The sequence below is a fragment of the Nocardioides sp. BE266 genome, assembly GCF_031457855.1.
Taxonomy (GTDB): domain Bacteria; phylum Actinomycetota; class Actinomycetes; order Propionibacteriales; family Nocardioidaceae; genus Nocardioides.
The window spans coordinates 422,605-443,415 of record NZ_JAURTI010000004.1; the positions used below are offsets into that span (position 1 = coordinate 422,605).

At 71.5% G+C, this 20,811-nt stretch carries 20 protein-coding genes and 1 tRNA gene; 17 read left to right on the forward strand and 4 right to left on the reverse strand.

Annotated features, from left to right (window positions below; genetic code table 11):
* The first annotated feature begins 38 nt into the window (after window positions 1-38).
* A complete protein-coding gene (locus J2X46_RS14360) occupies window positions 39-668 on the forward strand; it encodes a hemerythrin domain-containing protein (RefSeq protein WP_310251653.1) in 630 nt (209 codons plus the stop codon).
* On the opposite strand, the gene J2X46_RS14365 is transcribed toward J2X46_RS14360, so the two are convergent.
* Window positions 665-1,171 carry a hypothetical protein gene (locus tag J2X46_RS14365; RefSeq protein WP_310251654.1) on the reverse strand — a complete coding sequence of 169 codons (507 nt, stop codon included), beginning with the start codon at window positions 1,169-1,171 and terminating at the stop codon, window positions 665-667. The two genes, J2X46_RS14360 and J2X46_RS14365, sit on opposite strands and share 4 nt — an antisense overlap.
* Window positions 1,172-1,285: 114 nt before the next feature.
* On the opposite strand from J2X46_RS14365, the gene J2X46_RS14370 reads away from it, so the two are divergent.
* Complete coding sequence (locus J2X46_RS14370) at window positions 1,286-2,983, forward strand: alkaline phosphatase family protein (protein WP_310251656.1); 1,698 nt, start codon at window positions 1,286-1,288, stop codon at window positions 2,981-2,983.
* Between the two features lie 79 nt (window positions 2,984-3,062).
* Here J2X46_RS14370 and J2X46_RS14375 read toward each other — a convergent pair whose 3' ends face one another.
* Entirely contained in the window at window positions 3,063-4,055 is a 993-nt protein-coding gene (locus tag J2X46_RS14375) for an NAD-dependent epimerase/dehydratase family protein (RefSeq protein WP_310251658.1), read from the reverse strand.
* 122 nt (window positions 4,056-4,177) lie between these two features.
* Here J2X46_RS14375 and priA point away from each other — a divergent pair, with 122 nt between their 5' ends.
* The 8 genes from priA (at window position 4,178) to J2X46_RS14415 (ending at window position 12,462) form a co-directional block, all read left to right on the forward strand.
* Window positions 4,178-4,924: a bifunctional 1-(5-phosphoribosyl)-5-((5-phosphoribosylamino)methylideneamino)imidazole-4-carboxamide isomerase/phosphoribosylanthranilate isomerase PriA gene (gene priA, locus J2X46_RS14380; protein WP_310251660.1), complete on the forward strand. Its 747-nt coding sequence runs from the start codon at window positions 4,178-4,180 to the stop codon at window positions 4,922-4,924.
* A complete protein-coding gene (locus J2X46_RS14385) occupies window positions 4,921-5,364 on the forward strand; it encodes an NUDIX hydrolase (protein ID WP_310251662.1) in 444 nt (147 codons plus the stop codon). The genes priA and J2X46_RS14385 overlap by 4 nt, the downstream gene beginning before the upstream one ends.
* Window positions 5,361-6,122 carry an imidazole glycerol phosphate synthase subunit HisF gene (gene hisF / locus J2X46_RS14390; RefSeq protein ID WP_310251664.1) on the forward strand — a complete coding sequence of 254 codons (762 nt, stop codon included), beginning with the start codon at window positions 5,361-5,363 and terminating at the stop codon, window positions 6,120-6,122. Before J2X46_RS14385 ends, hisF begins: the two co-directional genes overlap by 4 nt.
* Before the next feature lie 27 nt (window positions 6,123-6,149).
* Window positions 6,150-7,040, forward strand: a complete 891-nt coding sequence (locus tag J2X46_RS14395) for an ABC transporter substrate-binding protein (RefSeq protein WP_310251667.1) — start codon at window positions 6,150-6,152, stop codon at window positions 7,038-7,040.
* A gap of 6 nt (window positions 7,041-7,046) precedes the next feature.
* Window positions 7,047-7,922, forward strand: coding sequence for an amino acid ABC transporter permease (locus J2X46_RS14400; protein ID WP_310251669.1), 876 nt, complete (start codon window positions 7,047-7,049; stop codon window positions 7,920-7,922).
* A 74-nt stretch (window positions 7,923-7,996) separates the two neighbouring features.
* Complete coding sequence (locus J2X46_RS14405) at window positions 7,997-8,722, forward strand: amino acid ABC transporter ATP-binding protein (RefSeq protein ID WP_310252076.1); 726 nt, start codon at window positions 7,997-7,999, stop codon at window positions 8,720-8,722.
* A gap of 132 nt (window positions 8,723-8,854) precedes the next feature.
* Window positions 8,855-10,657: an ABC transporter ATP-binding protein gene (locus J2X46_RS14410; RefSeq protein ID WP_310251671.1), complete on the forward strand. Its 1,803-nt coding sequence runs from the start codon at window positions 8,855-8,857 to the stop codon at window positions 10,655-10,657.
* Window positions 10,654-12,462: an ABC transporter ATP-binding protein gene (locus J2X46_RS14415; RefSeq protein ID WP_310251672.1), complete on the forward strand. Its 1,809-nt coding sequence runs from the start codon at window positions 10,654-10,656 to the stop codon at window positions 12,460-12,462. The genes J2X46_RS14410 and J2X46_RS14415 overlap by 4 nt, the downstream gene beginning before the upstream one ends.
* Before the next feature lie 43 nt (window positions 12,463-12,505).
* On the opposite strand, the gene J2X46_RS14420 is transcribed toward J2X46_RS14415, so the two are convergent.
* Window positions 12,506-12,940, reverse strand: coding sequence for an SsgA family sporulation/cell division regulator (locus tag J2X46_RS14420; protein ID WP_310251674.1), 435 nt, complete (start codon window positions 12,938-12,940; stop codon window positions 12,506-12,508).
* Window positions 12,941-13,108: 168 nt separating this feature from the next.
* On the opposite strand from J2X46_RS14420, the gene J2X46_RS14425 reads away from it, so the two are divergent.
* The 5 genes from J2X46_RS14425 to J2X46_RS14445 all read left to right on the forward strand — a co-directional run bounded on the left by J2X46_RS14425 (window position 13,109) and on the right by J2X46_RS14445 (window position 17,244).
* Complete coding sequence (locus J2X46_RS14425) at window positions 13,109-13,597, forward strand: PGPGW domain-containing protein (RefSeq protein ID WP_310251676.1); 489 nt, start codon at window positions 13,109-13,111, stop codon at window positions 13,595-13,597.
* A 49-nt stretch (window positions 13,598-13,646) separates the two neighbouring features.
* Window positions 13,647-13,718, forward strand: a tRNA-Val gene (locus J2X46_RS14430).
* A 90-nt stretch (window positions 13,719-13,808) separates the two neighbouring features.
* Complete coding sequence (locus tag J2X46_RS14435) at window positions 13,809-14,288, forward strand: hypothetical protein (RefSeq protein WP_310251678.1); 480 nt, start codon at window positions 13,809-13,811, stop codon at window positions 14,286-14,288.
* An 84-nt stretch (window positions 14,289-14,372) separates the two neighbouring features.
* Entirely contained in the window at window positions 14,373-15,395 is a 1,023-nt protein-coding gene (locus tag J2X46_RS14440; protein ID WP_310251679.1) for a hypothetical protein, read from the forward strand.
* Between the two features lie 52 nt (window positions 15,396-15,447).
* On the forward strand, window positions 15,448-17,244 hold the full coding sequence (locus J2X46_RS14445) for an ABC transporter ATP-binding protein (protein WP_310251681.1): 1,797 nt from the start codon (window positions 15,448-15,450) through the stop codon (window positions 17,242-17,244).
* A 39-nt stretch (window positions 17,245-17,283) separates the two neighbouring features.
* Here J2X46_RS14445 and J2X46_RS14450 read toward each other — a convergent pair whose 3' ends face one another.
* Window positions 17,284-17,877, reverse strand: a complete 594-nt coding sequence (locus J2X46_RS14450; RefSeq protein ID WP_310251683.1) for a hypothetical protein — start codon at window positions 17,875-17,877, stop codon at window positions 17,284-17,286.
* Window positions 17,878-18,026: 149 nt separating this feature from the next.
* Here J2X46_RS14450 and J2X46_RS14455 point away from each other — a divergent pair, with 149 nt between their 5' ends.
* Both J2X46_RS14455 and thrS read left to right on the forward strand, forming a co-directional pair.
* The gene (locus tag J2X46_RS14455; RefSeq protein WP_310251685.1) at window positions 18,027-18,635 is read left to right on the forward strand and encodes an HAD-IA family hydrolase; all 609 of its coding nucleotides are present in this window, start codon (window positions 18,027-18,029) and stop codon (window positions 18,633-18,635) included.
* 92 nt (window positions 18,636-18,727) lie between these two features.
* Complete coding sequence (gene thrS / locus J2X46_RS14460; protein ID WP_397214483.1) at window positions 18,728-20,719, forward strand: threonine--tRNA ligase; 1,992 nt, start codon at window positions 18,728-18,730, stop codon at window positions 20,717-20,719.
* Window positions 20,720-20,811: the final 92 nt, after the last annotated feature.

The window sequence follows — 20,811 nt, forward strand, 5'->3', positions numbered from 1 at the left end:
GGTCGATCGATGTCGCACCCTGCGGTTAGCGTCCCGGGATGGCCGAGCTGAGCATGAACCAGATCATCCACGCCGCGGTGCGCCGCGACGTGGCCCGCACCGAGCAGGCGCTGCGCCGGTTGGGCGACGGTGACGCCGCCCGGGCCCGGCAGGTGCAGGCTGCCTGGCGCAACCTCGTGCGGGAGCTGACCCACCACCACGAGGCGGAGGACGAGATCCTCTGGCCGTTCCTCCTGAAGCGCGGCGTCGACGCCGACCTGCTCCACGAGATGGAGTCGGAGCACGGGGCGATGAAGGAGGCCCTCGCGTCCGCGTCGGCCGCGATCGACACCGCCGCCGCCGACGCCACGAAGGCCAGCGCGACGGCCGCTGCCGACGTGGTGGCCCGCGCGAGCGAGGTCATCAACCAGCACCTCGCGCACGAGGAGCGTGACGTCGAGGCGCCGCTGGGCGACCTCGAGTCCGACCCGGAGTTCAAGGAGCTGAGCAAGAAGCTGCGCCCCGCGACCATGGTCGACGCCGCGAACTCCCTGGCCTGGATGCAGGACGGCGCGGGGCAGCGCGAGCTGACCGCGTTGCGGTCCACCATCCCGGGACCGGTCGTCACGATCCTGACGAAGGTCGTCGCCCGCCGCTACCAGCGCGAGGTCGCGCCGGCCTGGCGTTAGTCGCTGGGGCGCTGGTCGTCCTCCGCCAACCGCTTCAGCGTGAGCAGCTGCTTGCGCGCCATCACCAGGTCGCCGACCGACAGCAACGAGGCCAACCCCCTGCGGGGCCGGGCGGCGACCTTGAGCACCAGCCGGGAGCCCTCGGCGTGCGGGAGCACGGCGTACGACAGGTGGGCGCCCATGATCGTCGCGGTGAGCTCGCGACCGGGCTCGACGGCCAGGATGCGCCCCTGGTCGCTGCCGAGGGCGCGGGTGAAGGGGCCACCGACGACCGGGTCGGGCACGTCGAGCAGCTCGCGCGGTGACCGGCGGCCGAGGTTGTCGACCAGGTCGTAGGAGTACGGCGCGAGCCGCACCTGCCGCAGCCGCCGCCACACCGCATCCGGCTCGGCGCGGACGGTGACCGCGCGCCAGGCCTCGAGCGTCGGCGCGGGCACGAAGGCGTCGCAGCCGTAGCGGCGCCGGGTCTCGGCCTCCGTCACGCCCCACCGGTCACCGATCATGGCTGCCACGGTAGCGAGGCGACGTACCCCTGCTGGGGGATTGTCGGTCCGTGGGGGCGGGCCTACGTTCGGCTCACGGTTCGTGGCGACGCAGCCGCGCCGGGAGGGATCGCCATGACACAGCGCCGCACCCGCACGTTCGCCCTCGCCACCGCCGCCGCGGTCGCGCTCTGCCTGGCCGGCACCCAGACGGGCGCCGAGGCCGGCGGCCGGGGAGGACATCACGGGCCGAAGCACGTCGACCGCCCGACCAAGGTCGTGGTCATCGTCGTCGACTCGCTCAGCAAGGAGATCGTCGAGAAGTACGACATGCAGAACATCGAGGCGTTGATGGACGACGGCGTCGACACGCCGCGGTCCTACCTCGGCCACACCGGCTCGGTCACCGTCGTGACGCACAACGTGATCACCTCGGGACAGCTGCCCAAGCACATGGGTTGGACCGACGAGGGCTACCGCGACCTCGACGGCGTGCTCGGCGACCCGGAGCCGACCAACCCCGACCAGCTCTACATCACCAGCAACATGACCTCCGACCTGCTGAAGCTCCAGCAGCACGCGGGCTACCCGAAGCTCGCCGACTACCTCGGTGCTGCCGACCCGACCGCGAAGACCTTCACGATCAGCCCCAAGGGGTACGCCGGCTACGCCTTCGGCGGTGCAGGGTCGGACTCGATCATCACCTTCGGCAGCGGCCCGGAGTGCACGACCGGCGGGTCGTGGCGCAAGCCGACCGGCATCAACGTGCCGTCGTACATCCTCGGGGCTCCGTGCAGCCGGTTCTGGGTGCACAGCGGCTACCCGACCTACGCGTACGACACCGCGAAGCTGCCGGCGATCCTGTACCCGCTCGACAGCGACCGCTACGTCACCGGCAAGGACCCGGCCCACCAGGGCGGCGACGTGTGGGCGGCCGACGCGGCCGTCGAGGTGATGCGCAACGAGGCGAACTGGAACGGCATCTTCGTGACGTTGCCCGGCGTGGACAAGGCGGCCCACATGTGGGGCGGCACGACCGACCCCGGCCCGACCGGCACCGACGGCGACCCGATGACGCACATGGTGGCCGCGACCGCGGAGGCCGACCGCCAGGTCGGCAAGATCATGGCCGAGCTCGAGGCGCAGGACGTCCTCGACGACACCCTCGTGGTGCTCACCGCCGACCACGGGTCGGTGGCGGGGAAGACCTTCCTCGGAAAGGAGGTCGCCGAGCGCGACTACGGCTACAACAACTGGTACTACGGCGACCCCGAGAACGACGCGGTCTACGACAAGCCGCAGGACGCGCTGCTGCCGCTGGTCAACACCGGCAACGTCGGCCTCTCCTACAGCGACTCGATGCTGCGGGTCTGGCTCAAGGACCAGTCGCCGGCCAAGGTCGACGAGGCGGCCGCCGCGATGCGCACGATGGCGAGCGTCACCGCGGTCTGGAAGCGCCACGGCGACCACTACGACCGGGTGTCACCGGTCCGCTGGGACCGGATGCTCACCTGGGGCGAGCGGGCGTGGTTCGCCGACAAGGCGCAGGAGCTCGTCGACACGCAGGCCGCGGACTACGGTCCCGACCTCATCGCGACCCTGCCCGACGACACGACGTACTCCGTCAAGGGCGACCACGGCGGCATCCAGCGCGCCGCCCAGCAGATCCCGATCGTCTTCGCCGGCGCCGGGCTGTCCAGCCGCGACCTCCGCGCCGAGGTCCGCTCGGTCGACATCATGCCGACCATCCTGCGGGCGATGGGCATCCGCCCGACCTATCCGATGGACGGCATCGCCTACGAGCTCCCGGTGCGGAAGGGGCGTCACCACTGAGGGCTGCACCTCAGGATGGACGAGCGGAAAGCGCGGTGCTCGTGACGTATCTGCCGCGTCAGGAGGACCACACTCACCGTCACTCCGTCGCGGCTGCGATCAGCTCACGCTCCTCCTCGTCGGTGAGCCCCGAGCCGTGGGGCTGGTCCCGGTCGGCCTCCCACGCGAGCACGTCGGCCAGCGTCTCGGCGAGCGGGCGGGGCGCGAGCCCGGCGGCGAGGGCACGGGCCGTCGAGCGGGACGCGAGACCGGGGTTCTCCTCGGGGCCGACCCAGAGCGGCATCGAGCGCGGGCCGTACCACTCGCCGACCTCGTGCTCCTCGAGCCACTCGGGGCCGACCTCGACGAGCGGCCCCGTGTGTCCGGCCACCTCGCGAGCGGTGGCGAGGTGCTCGGCCAGCGGAGCGGCGTTGGCCACCGCGTTGAAGGCGCCCGTCGTGCCCGACCCGGCGCTGTGCACCAGCCAGGCAGCCAGGTCGCGTACGTCGATGAGCGCGGCGCCGGCGCCCGGCACCGAGGGGACGAGGACACTGCCGTCGTCGGTGGCGGGGTGGGCGAACCGCCACGGCCAGTAGCCGGTGCGACCGGTCAGGTCGCCGGGGCCGCCGATCAGCCCGGCGCGGGCGAGGAGGGACCGGTCGCCGAAGGCCGCGGTGACGGCCTGCTCGCACGCGACCTTGGCGTGGCCGTAGTCCTCCATCGACTCCATCACGTCCGCCGCCAGCGGCTCGAGCAGCTCGGCGTCCTCGTCGGCACCCGGGACCGAGTGGTCGGCGTACACGCTGATCGTGGAGACGTAGAGCCAGTGGTCCGTGCTGCCCGCGAGCGCGGCGACCGCGCTGCGGACCTGACCCGGCTGGGTCGCCACGTCGATGACCGCGTCCCAGCGCTCGCCGGCCACGTCGTCGTACGCCCCGGCGGCGGTGCGGTCCGCGACCACGTGCCGCGCGCCGTCCGGTGGATCTCCCTTCGTCCCACGGGCGAGGCACGTCACCTCGTGGCCACGGGCGAGAGCGTCCACCGCGGTCGCCCGCCCGACGAAGTTGGTCCCACCGAGGATCAGGAGTCGCATGCCGCAGTGAACCACTCGACGCCAGCCTCGGTCGCCCCGTTCTGCGTTGGGCGGAGTGACCACCGTCTCGCGCCACCACCGCGGGGTCCGGGTGAGCGGCGCACGCTCCTAGGATCGGGGGCATGCCCAGCACCCCGGACGACCGCTACCTCGAGCTCCTGCCCGCCGTCGACATCAAGGGCGGCCAGGCCGTGCAGCTGGTGCAGGGCGTGGACGGTTCGGAGAAGCGCTTCGGCGACCCGATCGAGGCGGCGCTGCGCTGGCAGGAGGCGGGTGCGGAGTGGATCCACCTGGTCGACCTCGACGCGGCGTTCGGCCACGGGCACAACCGCGAGCTGCAGGCGCGGATCGTCGGCACGCTCGACATCCAGGTCGAGATGAGCGGCGGCATCCGCGACGACGAGTCGCTCGAGGCGGCGATGGCGGCCGGGTGCCGGCGGGTCAACATCGGCACCGCCGCCCTCGAGCAGCCCGAGTGGTGTGCCAAGGCCATCGCGACGTACGGCGACCGCGTGGCCGTCGGCCTCGACGTGAGGGGCACGACGCTGGCCGCGCGCGGCTGGACCCGCGACGGCGGCGACCTCTACGAGACGCTCGCCCGCCTCGACTCCGAGGGCTGCGCGCGCTACGTCGTCACCGACGTCAACAAGGACGGCATGCTCCAGGGGCCCAACCTCCAGCTGCTCCGCGACGTGTGTGCCGCCACCGACAAGCCGGTCGTCGCCAGCGGCGGCGTCACGACGCTCGCCGACATCGAGGCGCTGATGGGCCTGGTCGACGAGGGCGTCGAGGGTGCCATCGCCGGCACCGCGCTCTACGAGGGCCGGTTCACCCTCGAGGACGCGCTCGCGCTGACGAAGGGCTCATGAGCATGGAGTTCCACGAGTACCACACCCGCTTGGCGGCGTACGTCCTGATGGTGGACGAGCAGGACCGCGTGCTGCTCGCGTGGTGGAACGGCGAGGGGCACAGCGACCCGGAGTGGTCGCTGCCCGGCGGCGGCATCGACTTCGACGAGTCGATCATGGACGGCGTCGTGCGGGAGGTCTTCGAGGAGACCGGCTACCACGTGGAGACGGGCGCACTGCTCGCCGAGCACCACTTCACCGCGCGGGGCCGGTCCTTCGACGGCTGGCTCCGCTCGCAGCGCTTCGTCTTCGAGGCGACGATCACCGGCGGCGAGCTCGGCACCACCGAGGTCGACGGCTCGACCGACTTCGCCCAGTGGGTGCCGCTGGCCGAGCTGGAGGGCCAGCCCCGCGCGGACATCGTCGACGTGGCGCTCGCGGCCCGGGCGGCGAAGCGATGAGCCTCGCGATCCGCGTCATCCCGTGCCTCGACGTCGACGGCGGCCGGGTGGTCAAGGGCGTGAACTTCCAGGAGCTCCGTGACGCCGGCGACCCCGTCGAGCTCGCCCGGTTGTACGACGCCGAGGGTGCCGACGAGCTGACCTTCCTCGACATCTCCGCCTCCCACCAGGGCCGGGCGACGACGATGGAGGTCGTCAGCCGGTGCGCCGAGGAGGTCTTCATCCCGCTCACCGTCGGTGGTGGCGTCAGCAGCGTCGAGGACGTCGACCGGCTGCTGCGCGCCGGGGCCGACAAGGTCGCCGTCAACACCGCCGCCATCCACCGCCCCGAGCTGGTCGCCGAGATCGCCGACCGCTTCGGCAACCAGGTGCTCGTGCTGAGCGTCGACGCCCGACGGGCCGAGGGCACCGACAGCGGCTTCGAGGTCACCACCCACGGCGGCCGCAAGAGCGCCGGCCTCGACGCGATCGGGTGGGCAGTGCGCGCCGCCGAGCTCGGTGCCGGCGAGATCCTGCTCAACGCGATGGACGCCGACGGCACGACCGACGGGTTCGACCTCGAGCTCATCCGTGCCGTACGACGCGAGGTGAGCATCCCGGTCATCGCGAGCGGGGGAGCGGGTGCCGTCGAGCACTTCCCGCCGGCCGTCGACGCCGGCGCGGACGCCGTACTGGCAGCGACGGTGTTCCACTTCGGGACCCTCAGCATCCGCGACGTGAAGACCGGTCTGTCCACGGCGGGTCACGCGGTCCGCTGAAGTCGAGTGGAGTCGTAGGATTCGGCCATGCTGAAGACCTCCCGGCCCCTCGCCCTCGCCGCCATCGCCGCGACGCTCGCCCTCACCGCCTGCGCCCCCACCGACGAGGCCGACAGCGGCACCGACGCCGCGAGCGAGACGTCGGGGTCCGCCGCGCCCGACGGCGAGAAGTGCACGCCGGACACGATGGAGACCGTCGCCGACGGCACCCTGACCATCGCCACCGACGACCCGGCCTACGAGCCCTGGTTCGTCGACAACGACCCGACCAACGGCCAGGGCTACGAGTCCGCCGTCGCCTACGCGATCGCCGAGCAGCTCGGCTACACCCAGGACCAGGTCGCCTGGGTGAAGGTGCCCTTCAACAAGGTCGTCCAGCCGGGCCCGAAGGACTTCGACTTCGACGTCAACCAGGTCTCGATCACCGAGGCCCGCCGCAAGGCCGTGGACTTCTCCTCCGGCTACTACGACGTCGTGCAGACCGTGATCACCAACAAGGGCAGCGCGATCGACGGGGCCACCAGCATCGCCGACCTCGCCGACGCCAAGCTCGGCGCCCAGGTCGGCACCACGAGCTACACCGCGATCACCGACCAGATCCAGCCGTCGCAGGACCCGGCCGTCTTCGACACCAACGACCAGGCGGTCCAGGCCCTCAAGAACGGCCAGATCGACGGCATCGTCGTCGACCTGCCCACGGCCTACTACATGACCGCGGTCCAGCTCGACGACGGCCTCATCGTCGGCCAGCTGCCGCTGCCCGAGGGCGAGCCGGAGCAGTTCGGCGCGGTCCTGGCCAAGGACAGCTCGCTCACCGACTGCCTCTCGACCGCGGTCGACGCGCTGCGGGAGGACGGCATCCTCGACCAGATCAACCAGGAGTGGCTCGCCCAGCAGGGCGCTCCCGAGCTCTCCTGATCACCTGTGACCGAGCACGTGGCCGCCGAGGCTCCTGAGGACTGGCAGCCCTCCGAGGTCCAGCGCCAGCGCAACGAGTGGCGACGTCGCCGCACCACGCGCAGCGCCGTGATCGCGGCGGGCAGCACCCTGCTCCTGCTGGGCGCCGTCGGCGGCCTCGTCGTCAGCTCGCCCGGGTGGGAGCGGGTCCAGGAGACCTACTTCGACTGGGACAAGGCCGTCGACTCCTTCCCGGCGGTGCTGGAGGGACTCTGGCTCAACATCCGGGTGATGGTGCTCTGCGCAGTGCTGATCGTGGTGCTCAGCCTGACGATCGCGGTGATGCGCACCATCCGCGGGCCCGTCGCCTTTCCTCTGCGCCTGGTGGGGACGGCGTACGTCGACATCTTCCGTGGCCTGCCGCTGCTGCTCGTGATCTTCCTGCTCGGCTTCGGCGGTCCGGCGCTGAGCCTGCAGGGGCTGCCGACCTCGGCGCTGTTCTGGGGCTGCGCGGCGCTGGTCCTGTCGTACTCGGCGTACGTCGCCGAGGTGTTCCGCGCCGGCATCGAGTCGGTCCATCCCAGCCAACGGCTGGCCGGCCGCTCGCTGGGGCTGACCTACGGACAGACCCTCCGCCACGTCGTCCTCCCGCAGGCCTGGCGCCGGGTGATCCCGCCGCTGATGAACGACCTGGTCTCGCTCCAGAAGGACTCGGGCCTGATCGCCGTGCTCGGCGTCGTCGACGCCATCCGGGCGGCGCAGATCGAGACGGCCATCGACTTCAACTACACGCCGTACGTCGTCGCGGGCTTCCTGTTCTGCTGCCTGACCATCCCGATGGCACGGCTCACCGACTGGTACGCCCGCAAGAAGGGCTACCACGCCGCGGGAGGACACCTGTGAAAAACACCCCACGACGTTCTTCTCCTCCGCTGCGCTCCTCCGAACAAAGCCGCGGGGACCCCGAGAACAACGAGCTGCTGCGGCTGGACCACGTCCGCAAGTCCTTCGGCGCCAACGTCGTCCTGCGCGAGGTCGACCTCACCATCGACCCCGGCCAGTGCGTCGTGCTGATCGGCGCCTCCGGGTCGGGCAAGTCCACCCTCCTGCGCTGCGTGAACCTCCTCGAGGTCGTCGACGACGGGGTGATCACCTTCGAGGGTCGTGACATCACCGACCCGCGCGTGGACGGCGACGAGGTGCGCTCGCAGATGGGGATGGTCTTCCAGGCCTACAACCTCTTCCCGCACCTCGACGTGATCGGCAACGTCACGCTGGCCCTGCGGCTGGTGCACGGCGTCGACGCCGAGGAGGCGCGCACCCGCGGTCTGGCGATGCTCGACCGGGTCGGTCTGGCCGCCAAGGCGGACGCCCGCCCCGACGACCTGTCCGGCGGCCAGCAGCAGCGCGTCGCGATCGCCCGCGCGCTGGTCGCGAACCCGCGGCTGATGCTGCTCGACGAGGTCACCTCCGCCCTCGACCCCGAGCTGGTGGGGGAGGTGCTCGACCTGCTCACCGAGCTCAAGGGCGAGGGCGTCACGATGCTCCTCAACACCCACGAGATGGGCTTCGCCCGCGAGGTCGCCGACCAGGTCTGCTTCCTCCACGACGGCCGGATCCACGAGCAGGGCAGCCCCGAGCAGGTGCTCGGCGACCCGCAGCAGGAGCGCACCCGCGCGTTCCTGTCGCGGATCCGCGCCTGACGTACGCCGTCAGCGAACCGATTCGCCCGCTGTCGGTGTCGAGGAATAGCCTGACCCGGCTGGTTGGTTGCGCTCGGCAACCGACAGGCTGAGACGGGCTGACGACGGACGACGAGGGGGCGGGCGACACCGGTGGGCGAGGACGCGGAGCTGCGGGGCACCACCACTCTCGACGGCTTCCGGGTCCTGTGGGTCGGCATCAAGCGCGAGCCCACGGTCTTCACCGTCGCCACGCTGGGCGCCGTGCTCTTCGGGGTGCTCACGGTCGCCGACGCATGGGTGCTCGGCTGGTCGACCCAGCACGTGCTGATCCCGGCCTTCGAGGACGGCGAGATCCGCACCAGCCTGCTCGTGTGGGTCGTCGCACTGTTCATGGCGGTCGCGATCCTGCGCGCGATCGGCATCGTGGCGCGGCGGCTGGGCGGCGGCATCATGTACTACCGGATGCAGTCGCACACGCGCCGCGGCGTCACCAGGCAATACCTCGCCCTCCCGATGGAGTGGCACCAGCGCCACCCGACCGGCCAGCTGCTCTCCAACGCCTACTCCGACGTCGAGGCCGCCTGGTCGCCGATCATGCCGCTGCCGATGGCCCTCGGCACCGTGGTGATGATGGTCATCGCGGTCGTCCAGATGTTCCTGGCCGACGTCGTGATGGCGCTGGTCGGCCTGCTGGTCTTCCCGGCCGTCGTGGTGGCCAACCTGCTCTACCAGCACTACTCCTCGCCGCTGATGACGCGGGCGCAGGGACTGCGCGCCGAGGTCAGCGAGATCGCCCACGAGTCCTTCGACGGCGCGATGGTCGTCAAGACGCTCGGCCGCGAGGTCGAGGAGACCGACCGGTTCCGCGCGAAGGCCCACGAGCTGCGTGACGTCAACATCCGCGCCGGCCGGATCCGCGCGGTCTTCGACCCCGCGCTCGCCAGCCTGCCGAGCCTCGGCGTGCTGGTCGTCCTCGCGGTCGGCGTCTCCCGGGTCTCCAGCGGCGCGACCGACGCCGGCGACGTCGTCACCATCGCCTACCTCCTGACCATCGTGTCCTTCCCGATCCGCGCCATCGGCTGGCTGCTCGGTGAGTTCCCGCGCTCGGTCGTCGGCTACCGCCGCGCCAAGGCCGTGCTCGACGCGCAGGGCTCGATGACCTACGGCGACGACCGGCTGCCGCTGAGCGGCGCGGGCGCCCTGCTCGAGGTCGACGGCCTCCACTACGCGTACGACGCCGACGCGCCCCTGCTGCGCGGCGTCGACTTCGACGTCCAGCCCGGCCGGACCGTCGCGCTCGTGGGTGCCACCGCCTCGGGCAAGAGCACGCTCACCAACCTGATGACCCGGCTGGTCGACCCCGACCGGGGCGCGATCCGGCTCGACGGCCACGACCTCAAGGGCCTGCGCAAGGGCGAGCTGCCCCGCGACGTGGCTCTGGTGCCGCAGACCGCGTTCATGTTCGACGACACCGTCCGCGGCAACGTCACCCTGGGGGCTGAGGTCCCCGACGACCTCGTCTGGGCGGCCCTGCGCACCGCGCAGGCCGACGGTTTCGTCGCCGCGCTGCCCGAGGGCCTCGACACCCGGCTGGGGGAGCGCGGCACCTCGCTGTCGGGCGGCCAGCGCCAGCGGCTCTCCCTGGCTCGCGCCCTCGTGCGGCGGCCACGCCTGCTGATCCTCGACGACGCCACCTCCGCGGTCGACCCCGAGGTCGAGGCCCGGATCCTCGCCTCGCTGCGAGACGACCGCCGCGACGGCTCCTCCGCCTCGCTCGTCGTGGTGGCCTACCGCAAGGCCACGATCTCGCTCGCCGACGAGGTCGTCCACCTCGACGACGGCCGCATCGTCGGCCGTGGCACCCACGCGGAGCTGCTCGCCTCGAGCCCGGCCTACGCCCAGCTGGTCAACGCCTACGAGTCCGAGACCGAGCCGACGGGAGTCAGCGAATGAGCACCACGGCCCCCACCGCCGGCACCCGGATGGACACCGGCGAGGACATCGGCGCGATCGCCACCATCAAGCTCGGCATGAAGTACTCCTCCGAGCTGCGTGAGGGCCTCGGCGTCACGCTCCTGCTCGCGATCATCTCCTCGTGCGGCCAGGTCGTGGTGCCGATCGCGGTCCAGCAGACCCTCGACAAGGGCCTCAACGGACCCGACGGCCCGCGCCTCGACTACGTCGCCTGGATGGGCGTGCTGGCCGCGGCCGCGATCCTGGTCACCAGCGTCGCGTCCTACGGCATGACGAGCCGCCTCTTCTCCACCTCCGAGCGCGGCCTCGCCACGCTCCGCACCAAGGCGTTCCGCCACGTCCACGACCTCCCGCTCCTGACGCAGAACACCGAGCGCCGCGGTGCGCTGGTCTCCCGCGTGACCACCGACGTCGACCAGGTCAGCCAGTTCCTCGTCTTCGGCGGCCTGATCTTCGTGGTGAGCATCGGGCAGATGCTCGTCGCGACCGTGCTGATGCTGGTCTACAGCTGGGAGCTGGCGGCCGTGGTGTGGATCTGCTTCGCGCCGCTGTTCCTCTCGATCCGGTGGTTCCAGAAGAAGCTGTCGGCCGCCTACACCGTCGTACGCCACCAGGTGGGCGTGCTGCTCGGCGCGATCTCTGAGCCCGTCGTCGGCGCCGCGGTGGTCCGCTCCTACGGCGTCGAGGACCGCACCCAGGACCGCATCGACACCGCGATCCAGGACTGGCAGGACGCCTACACCCACGCCCAGACCTACACGGTCACGTCGTTCTCCCTCGGCGGCCTCTCGGCCGGCCTGGCCAACGCGGGCGTGATCGTGATCGGCATCCTGCTCGGCTTCACCTCCGACATGACGCCCGGGCGGGTGCTGGCCTTCGCCTTCCTGGTCTCGCTGTTCGTCGGGCCGGTCCAGATGGGCACCCAGATCCTCACCGACGCCCAGAACGCCATCGCCAGCTGGCGCCGGGTCCTCGGCATCCTGGAGACCCCGGCCGACCTGATCGACCCCGGTCCCGACGGTGTGGAGCTGCCGCGCGGCCCGATCGACGTACGGTTCAGCGACGTCACGTTCTCCTACCCCGACGGCCCGCCGGTGCTGCGCGAGGTCGACCTGGCCATCGAGGCCGGAACCCGCATCGCGATCGTGGGGGAGACCGGCTCTGGCAAGTCCACCTTCGCCAAGCTGCTCACCCGCCTGATGGACCCGGTCGAGGGTGCGGTGCTGCTCGACGGCGTCGACGTGCGGCAGATCGACGCGCGGTCGTTGCGGCGCAGCGTGGTGCTGGTGCCGCAGGAGGGGTTCCTCTTCGACGACACCATCGCGGCCAACGTGCGCTACGGGAAGCTCGATGCCACGGCTGACGAGGTCCGCGCCTCGGCCGCCGAGCTCGGCATCGACGACTGGCTGGCCGGCCTGCCGCGCGGTCTCGACACCTTGGTGGGTCAGCGCGGCGAGTCGCTCTCCGCCGGTGAGCGCCAGCTGGTCGCGCTGCTGCGCGCACACCTGGCAGACCCCGACCTGCTGGTCCTCGACGAGGCGACCAGCGCCGTCGACCCGGCGCTCGAGATGCAGATCGGCCGCGCCCTCGAGCGGCTCATGCAGTCGCGCACGTCCGTCACGATCGCCCACCGCCTCTCCACCGCGGAGAGCGCCGACGAGGTGATCGTCGTCGACAAGGGGCGGGTCGTGCAGCGCGGGCCGCACACCGTGCTCGTCACGCAGGCAGGCAGCGTCTACTCCGGCCTGCACGCCAGCTGGGTGGCCCAGCACTCGCGCGCGTAGACGCGCTCAGGCGTTGAGCGGACGCGGTTCAGCGGGGGGAGGCTCAGGAGGCCAGGACCTGGCTGATCAGCATGTCGACGTCGAAGTGCTCGGACTCGGAGCCCGGCGTGACGACCGCGGCGGCGCGGGTCAGGAAGTCGTTGATGTCCGAGGAGCGGGCCAGCAGGACCAGGTGGCCGTCGGGCGAGCTGAGCTCGATGCTGACCATCGCGCGGCCGGTGAAGCTGATGGCCGGGGAGACGTGCACGTCGCCGTCGCCGGTGGGGGACTCGACGCCCCGCATCAGCAGGTCGCGGCCGAAGGTCCAGACGAGGTTGCCCTCGCCGGTGACGAAGGTCATCGACACGGCGAACGGGTCGTTGCGCCGGTAGCCGAGCACGGTGTCGATCTCGTGGCGGATGCCACGGTCGTCCATGCACTCGACGGTGATGTCCAACGCGACATCTGCCAGTGTGTGGCCGCCACCGGACGTGTTCATCAAGGCTCCTTCGGGGGGTTCCCTGCTTGGATGCTCATGAGACGACACTGCGAGGTCTTCGTGATGCGAAACGACGAAAAATGATCCGTGGCGGTCCAGACCGGCCGGTCCTCCACACCCATGACAACGATCCCGGGGGCCGTTGGTGACGCCCGTTAGGGTCATCCCATGACGGGGGCAGCCAAGCGCATCGTTCTCGAGACCCTGGGCTGGGTGCTCCTGCTCCTCGGCATCGCCGCGATCTTCCTGCCCGGCCCCGGACTCCTCGGCATCTTCGCTGGCCTCGCGCTGCTCTCCCAGCAGTACGACTGGGCCGAGCGCCGCGTCGAGCCGGTCCGACTCCGCGCGCTCAAGGGTGCGGCGGAGGGCGTCGAGACCTGGCCCCGGATCATCGCCTCCTGCCTCGGCGTGGTCGCGCTGACCGCCTGCGGTGTGCTCTGGATCATGAAGCCCGACGCGCCGGGCTGGTGGCCGCTCTCCGACGCCTGGTGGCTGCCGGGCGGGATCTGGACGGGCGTGACCCAGATCGGCTCGGCGGTCATCGCCCTGGCGCTGATCATCTACAGCTATCGCCGCTTCCACGGCGACCCCGACGCGGTCGAGGCCCTCGGGCGCGACATCGAGAAGAACGACGAGGAGCGATCCGAGCGCAGGTGACCCCTGATTGCCGGTCGCGGCGTCCCATGGGATATCGTTCCGGCGTCTCGGGCGATTGGCGCAGTGGTAGCGCGCTTCGTTCACACCGAAGAGGTCACTGGTTCGAACCCAGTATCGCCCACCGAGAGCTCGACCCCCGGCCTGTGGCCGGGGGTCGCTCGCGTTGTCGGGCCGGGCAACCATCCGCGAGGTCCAGGCGGTCTCCTCCTCCATGACGCTGACTGCCGCCAAGGGCGCTCTGCTGGGCCTCGTCGTCGCCGTGCTCGCGCGCCTCTGGATGCGCCTGATCTCCGACGACCCCGAGTTCACCTGGGGCGGCACGATCGCGATCCTGGTGGTGTTCACGATCTTCGGCGCCTGCACCGGCCTCGTCGGCGCTGCGCTCTCCCGCGGGCGCTCCGGGTGGTGGCGGGTCGCCGCGATCCCCGGGCTGGGCGCGTTCCTCGCGCAGGGCATCGTCGTACTGCCGCTGGCGCTGCTGTCGGCGGCGCTCTTCGCCCCGCGCGGTCCGGCCTGGCTGCGATGGGGCCTCGCCGTTGCAGGCGTCGCGCTGACCGTCGCCATCGCCGATGACCAGGGGACGGGCGACCTCGTGCTGACGATGGCCGGGATGCTCGCGCTCGGTCTCCTCGGCGGGGTGGGTTGGGGCCGGGTCCTGCGCCGCCGCGACCTCGCGGAGTGGGTTGGGTAGCCGCCGTCCGGTTTGTCGTCGCTGAGCCGGGGGCATGGTCCCTCTCGACCCCAGACGACGAGCCGAACCCGGAGACACCCACCGATGAGCCCCCGAGCCGTGCGCTCAGTCCTGCCGATCCTGATGCTGGCGGCGAGTGCCATGGCGGTTCCCGCGGCCATCGCGGCCGAGCCCGCGGAGCACGTGAGGCGGGGTGGCGTCGACTGGGTCACCAACGCGTGGATCGCCGGCGAGGGCGGGTACGTCGTGGAGGGGAGGCTCGCCGGACCGCCGCGCAAGGTCGTCCTGCAGCTCCGGGCCGGGCGCGGCTGGCGCACGCTCGACCGCGCGACCACCGCGAGGCGGCGCTACGCGTTCGAGGGCACGTACGACGTCTACGGCCGCACCGCGGTGCGTGTCCGTGCGCTCGCCGGTTCCGGGCGCCCGGCCCAGGTCCTGGGCGAGGGAGCCTTCGAGGTCTCGACCGGCTTCGCCCCGCGTGGCCTGGCGGGGGAGTGGGCGCCGACCACGACCGAGGGACGGGTGCAGCGCTTTGACCCGTGCCGCCCGGTCCGGTGGCGCTTCAACTCCGGCGGCGGTGCCGGCGACCAGTTCCAGCCGCAAGTCCAGCAGGCGCTGACCGAGGTCGCGCGCGGCAGCGGCCTCAGGTTCCGCTATGTCGGCACCAGTGCCACGGTCCCGGCCAACGCGCGCTCGCTCGAGGACGACACCGACCTCGTCGTGGCCTTCGCCCACGACAGCGAGATCCCGGTCCTGGGTGGCGCCGCCGCGCACGGCGCCCCGCTGCGGACGGTCGAGGGCCGCGCCGGCAAGCGCGACGTCGAGCGGATCACCCAGGCCGGCGTCACGGTCAGCATCGAGCAGCTCACGTCAGGCGCCTGGTCGACCGACGAGGTGAGCATGCAGCCGACCACGGTCCTGCTGCTGATGCACGAGCTCGGCCACGCGTTCGGGCTCGCCGACGTCACGACGCCCGGGTCGGAGGCCCAAGTGATGTACGCCGGTGGCACCACGCCGTGGAACGACGGCCAGAACTGGCCGCGCTGGGGCGCCGGCGACCTCGAGGGCCTCTCTGCCGTCGGGCTGCGGGCAGGCTGCGTGCGCTGACGTCAGCGGACCGGATGCGGCGATCCAACTAAGGGTCACCTAACCTTGGCGCGTGCCTGCCCCCGTCGCCGCCCCGGTCCAGCCCCTGCGCGCCCTGTGGCGGAGGTACGGCGCCTACCGCTCGCGCTTCGTCCTCGCCGTGATCGCCTCGACGATCAACAAGGTCGCCGACATCGTGCCGGAGCTCCTGATCGGCGCGGCCGTCGACGTCGTCGTACGCGGTGACGCGTCGTTCGTCGGCGAGGTCCTCGGGGTCGAGTCGCGCTACGCCCAGCTCGGCTGGCTGGCCGCGTTCAACGTGGTGGTCTGGATCGTGGAATCCCTGTCGGAGTACGTCGCCAGCGTGCTGTGGCGCGGCCTGGCCCAGGGCGTCGAGCACGACCTGCGCGTCGAGGCCTACGACCACGTGCAGCACCTCGACCTCGGCTGGCACGAGACCCGGCCGGCGGGCTCGACGCTCGCCACGCTCAACGACGACGTCAACCAGCTCGAGCGGTTCCTCGACATCGGGGCGCCGGCGATCCTCCAGACCGCCCTCAACGTGCTGCTGGTCGGTGCGGTGTTCGCGGCGGCCTCGACCCAGCTGCTCGTGCTCGCCTTCCTCCCGATCCCGGTCATCGTGGTCGGCTCGCTGGTCTTCCAGCGCCGGCTCGAGCCGCTCTACGACCGCGTCCGCGTGGCCGTCGCCGACCTGTCCAGCACGCTCAGCACCAACCTCGCCGGCATCGCCACGATCAAGGCCTTCACCGCCGAGGACCGCGAGCGCGACCGCGTCGCCGCCGTCTCGCAGGCCTACCGCATCGCCAACACCGACGCCATCCGCTCCTCGGCGGCGTTCGTCCCGCTGGTGCGGATGGCGATCCTGGCCGGCTTCACCTGCACGCTGCTCCTCGGTGGGTGGGCGACGTTGCGCGGCGACCTCGCCGTCGGCCTCTACTCCGTGCTCGTCTTCATGACCCAGCGGCTGCTGTGGCCGCTCACCGAGGTCGCCGAGGTGCTCGACCTCTACCAGCGCGGCCGCGCGTCGGCGGCCCGCATCCTCGGCCTGCTCGACGTACCCGTCACGGTGCCGGCCGGTGCCCGCGCGTTGGAGCGCCCGGTGCGCGGCCGCGTCGAGCTGCGCGGCGTACGAGCCGGGTACGCCGACGGGCCGGACGTGCTGCACGACATCGACCTCGTCGTGCCGGCGGGGGAGACCCACGCGGTCGTCGGCACCACCGGCTCGGGCAAGTCGTCGCTGCTGCGGCTGGTGCTGCGCTTCGACGACCCGCGATCGGGCCAGGTGCTGCTCGACGGCCAGGACGTCCGCGACCTCGACTGGGACTCGCTGCGCGGGTCCACGGGCTACGTCGCGCAGGACGTGTTCCTCTTCGCCGGCTCGATCGCCGACAACATCGCCTACGGCCGCCCGGGCGCCACCCGCGAGCAGGTCCGGGAGGCGGCCGTGGCCGCAGCCGCGTGGGACTTCATCGAGGCCCTGCCCGACGGCCTCGACGCGTGGGTCGGCGAGCGCGGGGTCACCCTCTCCGGTGGACAGCGCCAGCGCCTGGCCCTCGCCCGCGCCCTCCTGCGTGACCCGGCCGTCCTCGTGCTCGACGAGGCCACCAGTGCCGTCGACAACGAGACCGAGGCGGCCATCCAGCGCTCGCTTCGACAGGCCACGGCCTCGTGCACGGCGATCGTCGTCGCCCACCGGCTCTCGACGGTCCGCCACGCGCACTGCATCTGGGTGCTCGACGCGGGCCGGGTCATCGAGTCCGGCAGCCACGACGAGCTGCTCGCCCGCAACGGGGCGTACGCCGCACTCTGGCGCGTGCAGACGGGCGAGCAGAACCCGGTCGGTGCGTGACCGACCGGGTTCAGGGCTGGTGCGTCAGGGGCTGGTGCGTCAGGCGGTCGCCAGCTCCGGCTGGGCCACCGTGCCCTCGGCCTTGACCGTGCGGCGTGCGTGCCGCATGCCGAGCTGGGCCAGGGCCAGGAGCACGAGGGCTCCGGCGAAGGCGGCCAGGGCGGCGTACCCGGCGATGGTGCCGATGGTCGCGAAGGCGTAGCCGTAGAGGAGTAGGCCGCGCAGCGTGTTGCCCATGAAGAGGGTCTGCCGCAGGCCGCCGAGGGCCTGGCCCTCCTCGCTCGCCTTCGCCGCGTCGTCGAGCGCGAGGTACTCGCCACTGACCTCCTGGTAGGTGCGTCCGTCGCTGGCGGCGTTCATGTGCGCGAGGATGTAGTGGTCGGCGTACGCCTTGGCCTCGGGGCCGGTGTCGAGGGCGCTGCCAGCGAACTCCTCGAGCGCGGCGGCGTCCGACTTCGGCAGGCTGGCCAGCGCCTCGCCCTCCGGCATCGTGATGCCCTGCTGGGTCAGCTGCTGGTCGACCTGGTCACCGATGAAGGTGTTGGCCCAGGTGAGGAGACCTCCGGCGATCAGGAGCACGGCGGCCAGCACCAGCCCGGTCCAGGAGATCAGCTTGTCGAGTACCGCGCGCATGACGTGCCTTCCGTTCGGGGAGTCGTGGGTCGTCTCCTGCCTCGCTTCCGAGGCTAGGAAGATCCGCGCGCCGCCAGATGGGGCCAACGCCACCAACTCCGCGGGACCTTGGTCCCGGCAGGTCCCGGGCCGCTCCGTAGGGTGCGGGGATGGCGATCCGTGCAGTGGTGCTCGACATCGGTGGCGTGCTCGAGGTCATCGACGACGACGTGTTCCCGGGCCCGGCCGAGGCTCGGCTGGGGCTCCAGCCGGGCACCATCGCAGGCGGGCTGGCCCGTCTCCCGGGCGACGCGATGATCGGTGAGGTGACCGAGGCCGAGATCCGCGCGGAGTGGCAGCGCACGCTGGGCCTCGACGACGAGCAGGTCGACGAGCTGGTCGAGGACTACTGGCGGTGGTACGTCGGCACGATCGACCGCCCGCTGCTCGACTGGTTCGCCGGCCAGCGACCGGCCCGGCTCGCCGGGATCCTCTCCAACTCGGGCCCCGGCGCCCGGGAGCGCGAGCGGGTGCACGGCTTCGAGGACCTCACCGACGACATCGTCTACAGCCACGAGGTGGGGCTCGCGAAGCCCGACCCGGCGGCGTACGACGTCACGGTGCGGCGGCTCGGCGTCGAGCCGCACGAGGTGCTGTTCCTCGACAACGCCGAGGTCAACGTCGAGGGCGCCCGCGCCGTCGGCTGGCACGCGGTGCTGCACCTCGACACGGCGACCTCGATCGCCGAGATGGAGCGGATCATCGCCGCCGAGGCGTGAGCGCGAAACCGGGGTGAGCCGGCCCGGCGGCGGCCGATAGCATCGAGGCGGGCCGTCCGGCCCGATTCCTGCCATCCTCCAGAGGAGCTCTCGTGTCCGACATCTTGGTCGTCCGCATCCACGCCGATCAGCGTGCGGAGACCGCGGTCACGACGGGCACCAAGGCCTGGGAGCTCTTCCGCGACGACGCCGACGTGATCGCCGCGCGGGTGGCGGGCGCGTTGAAGGACCTGTCCTACGAGCTCGCCGACGGCGACGAGGTCGAGGCCGTGGCGATCGACAGCGCCGACGGCCGCGACATCCTGCGCCACTCCACCGCCCACGTGATGGCGCAGGCCGTGCAGCAGCTGTGGCCCGAGGCCAAGCTCGGCATCGGCCCGCCGATCGAGAACGGCTTCTACTACGACTTCGACGTCGAGACCCCGTTCGTGCCCGAGGACCTGGTCAAGATCGAGTCCGCGATGCGCAAGATCATCAAGGAGAACCAGCGCTTCGAGCGCCGGGTCACCACCGACGCCGACGCACTCAGCGAGCTGGCGGACGAGCCCTACAAGATCGAGCTGATCGGCCTCAAGGGAGGCGCCGGCACCGAGGGCACCGAGGGTGCGAGCGTCGAGGTGGGCGCCGGCGAGCTCACCATCTACGACAACATCGGCCGCAACGGCGAGACCAAGTGGTCCGACCTGTGCCGCGGCCCGCACCTGCCGACCACCAAGCGGATCCCCGCGTTCAAGCTGATGCGGAGCGCGGCGGCTTACTGGCGCGGCGACGAGAAGAACAAGCAGCTCCAGCGCATCTACGGCACCGCGTGGGAGTCGAAGGAGGCGCTCGAGGAGCACCTCCACCGGATCGAGGAGGCCGAGCGCCGCGACCACCGCAAGCTCGGCCGCGACCTCGACCTCTACTCCTTCCCCGACGAGATCGGCTCCGGCCTGCCCGTCTTCCACCCCAAGGGTGGCGTGATCAAGCGGGAGATGGAGGACTACGTCCGCCAGCGGCACATCGAGGAGGGGTTCGAGTACGTCGGCACCCCCCACATCGCCAAGGAGGGGCTGTTCTACACCTCCGGGCACCTGCCCTACTACGGCGAGGGCATGTTCCCGGCGCTCGACGTCGATGGCATGGACTACCGCCTCAAGGCGATGAACTGCCCGATGCACAACCTCATCTACCGCTCGCGCCAGCGCTCCTACCGCGAGCTGCCGCTGCGGCTCTTCGAGTTCGGCTCGGTCTACCGCCACGAGAAGTCCGGCGTGGTCCACGGCCTGACCCGCGTCCGCGGCTTCGCCCAGGACGACTCGCACTCCTACGTCACCCCGGAGCAGGCGCCGGGCGAGATCCAGCACCTGCTGGACTTCTGCCTCGGCCTCTTCCGCGACTTCGGCCTCGACGACTTCTACCTCGAGCTGTCGACCCGCGACGACTCCAAGCCCGACAAGTTCATCGGGTCCGACGAGGACTGGGAGCTCGCCACCGAGGTGCTGCGCAAGGTCTGTGAGGACTCGGGCCTCGAGCTCGTGCCCGACCCGGGCGGTGCCGCCTACTACGGCCCCAAGGTCTCGGTGCAGGCGCGCGACGCCATCGGCCGCACCTGGCAGATGTCGACCATCCAGTACGACTTCAACCAGCCCTCGGCCGACCGCTTCGACCTGGAGTACGTCGCCGCCGACGGCACCCGCCAGCAGCCGGTGATGATCCACTCCGCGAAGTTCGGCTCGATCGAGCGGTTCATCGGCGTCCTGGTCGAGCACTACGCCGGCGCCTTCCCGCCCTGGCTCGCGCCCGTCCAGGTCCAGGGCATCCCGATCGCGGAGCGCCACAACGACTACCTGTTCGACATCGCCAAGCAGATGAAGGCCCGGGGGCTGCGCGTCGAGGTCGACGACTCCGACGACCGGATGCAGAAGAAGATCCGCAACGCGCAGCTCCAGAAGGTGCCGTTCATGCTGATCGCCGGTGACGACGACGTCGAGAAGGGCGCGGTCAGCTTCCGCTACCGCGACGGGCGCCAGGACAACGGCGTACCCCTGGCGGAGGCGATCGAGCGGGTGACCCGTGCGGTTTCGTCGCGCGAGCAGGTCTGAGCCGGCGCCCGAACCCGGAGCCGAGGTCACGCGACGAGCGGCACCTTCGACGTCCTCGACGGCCAGGGCGGCAAGCGCGGTCCCGACGGGCG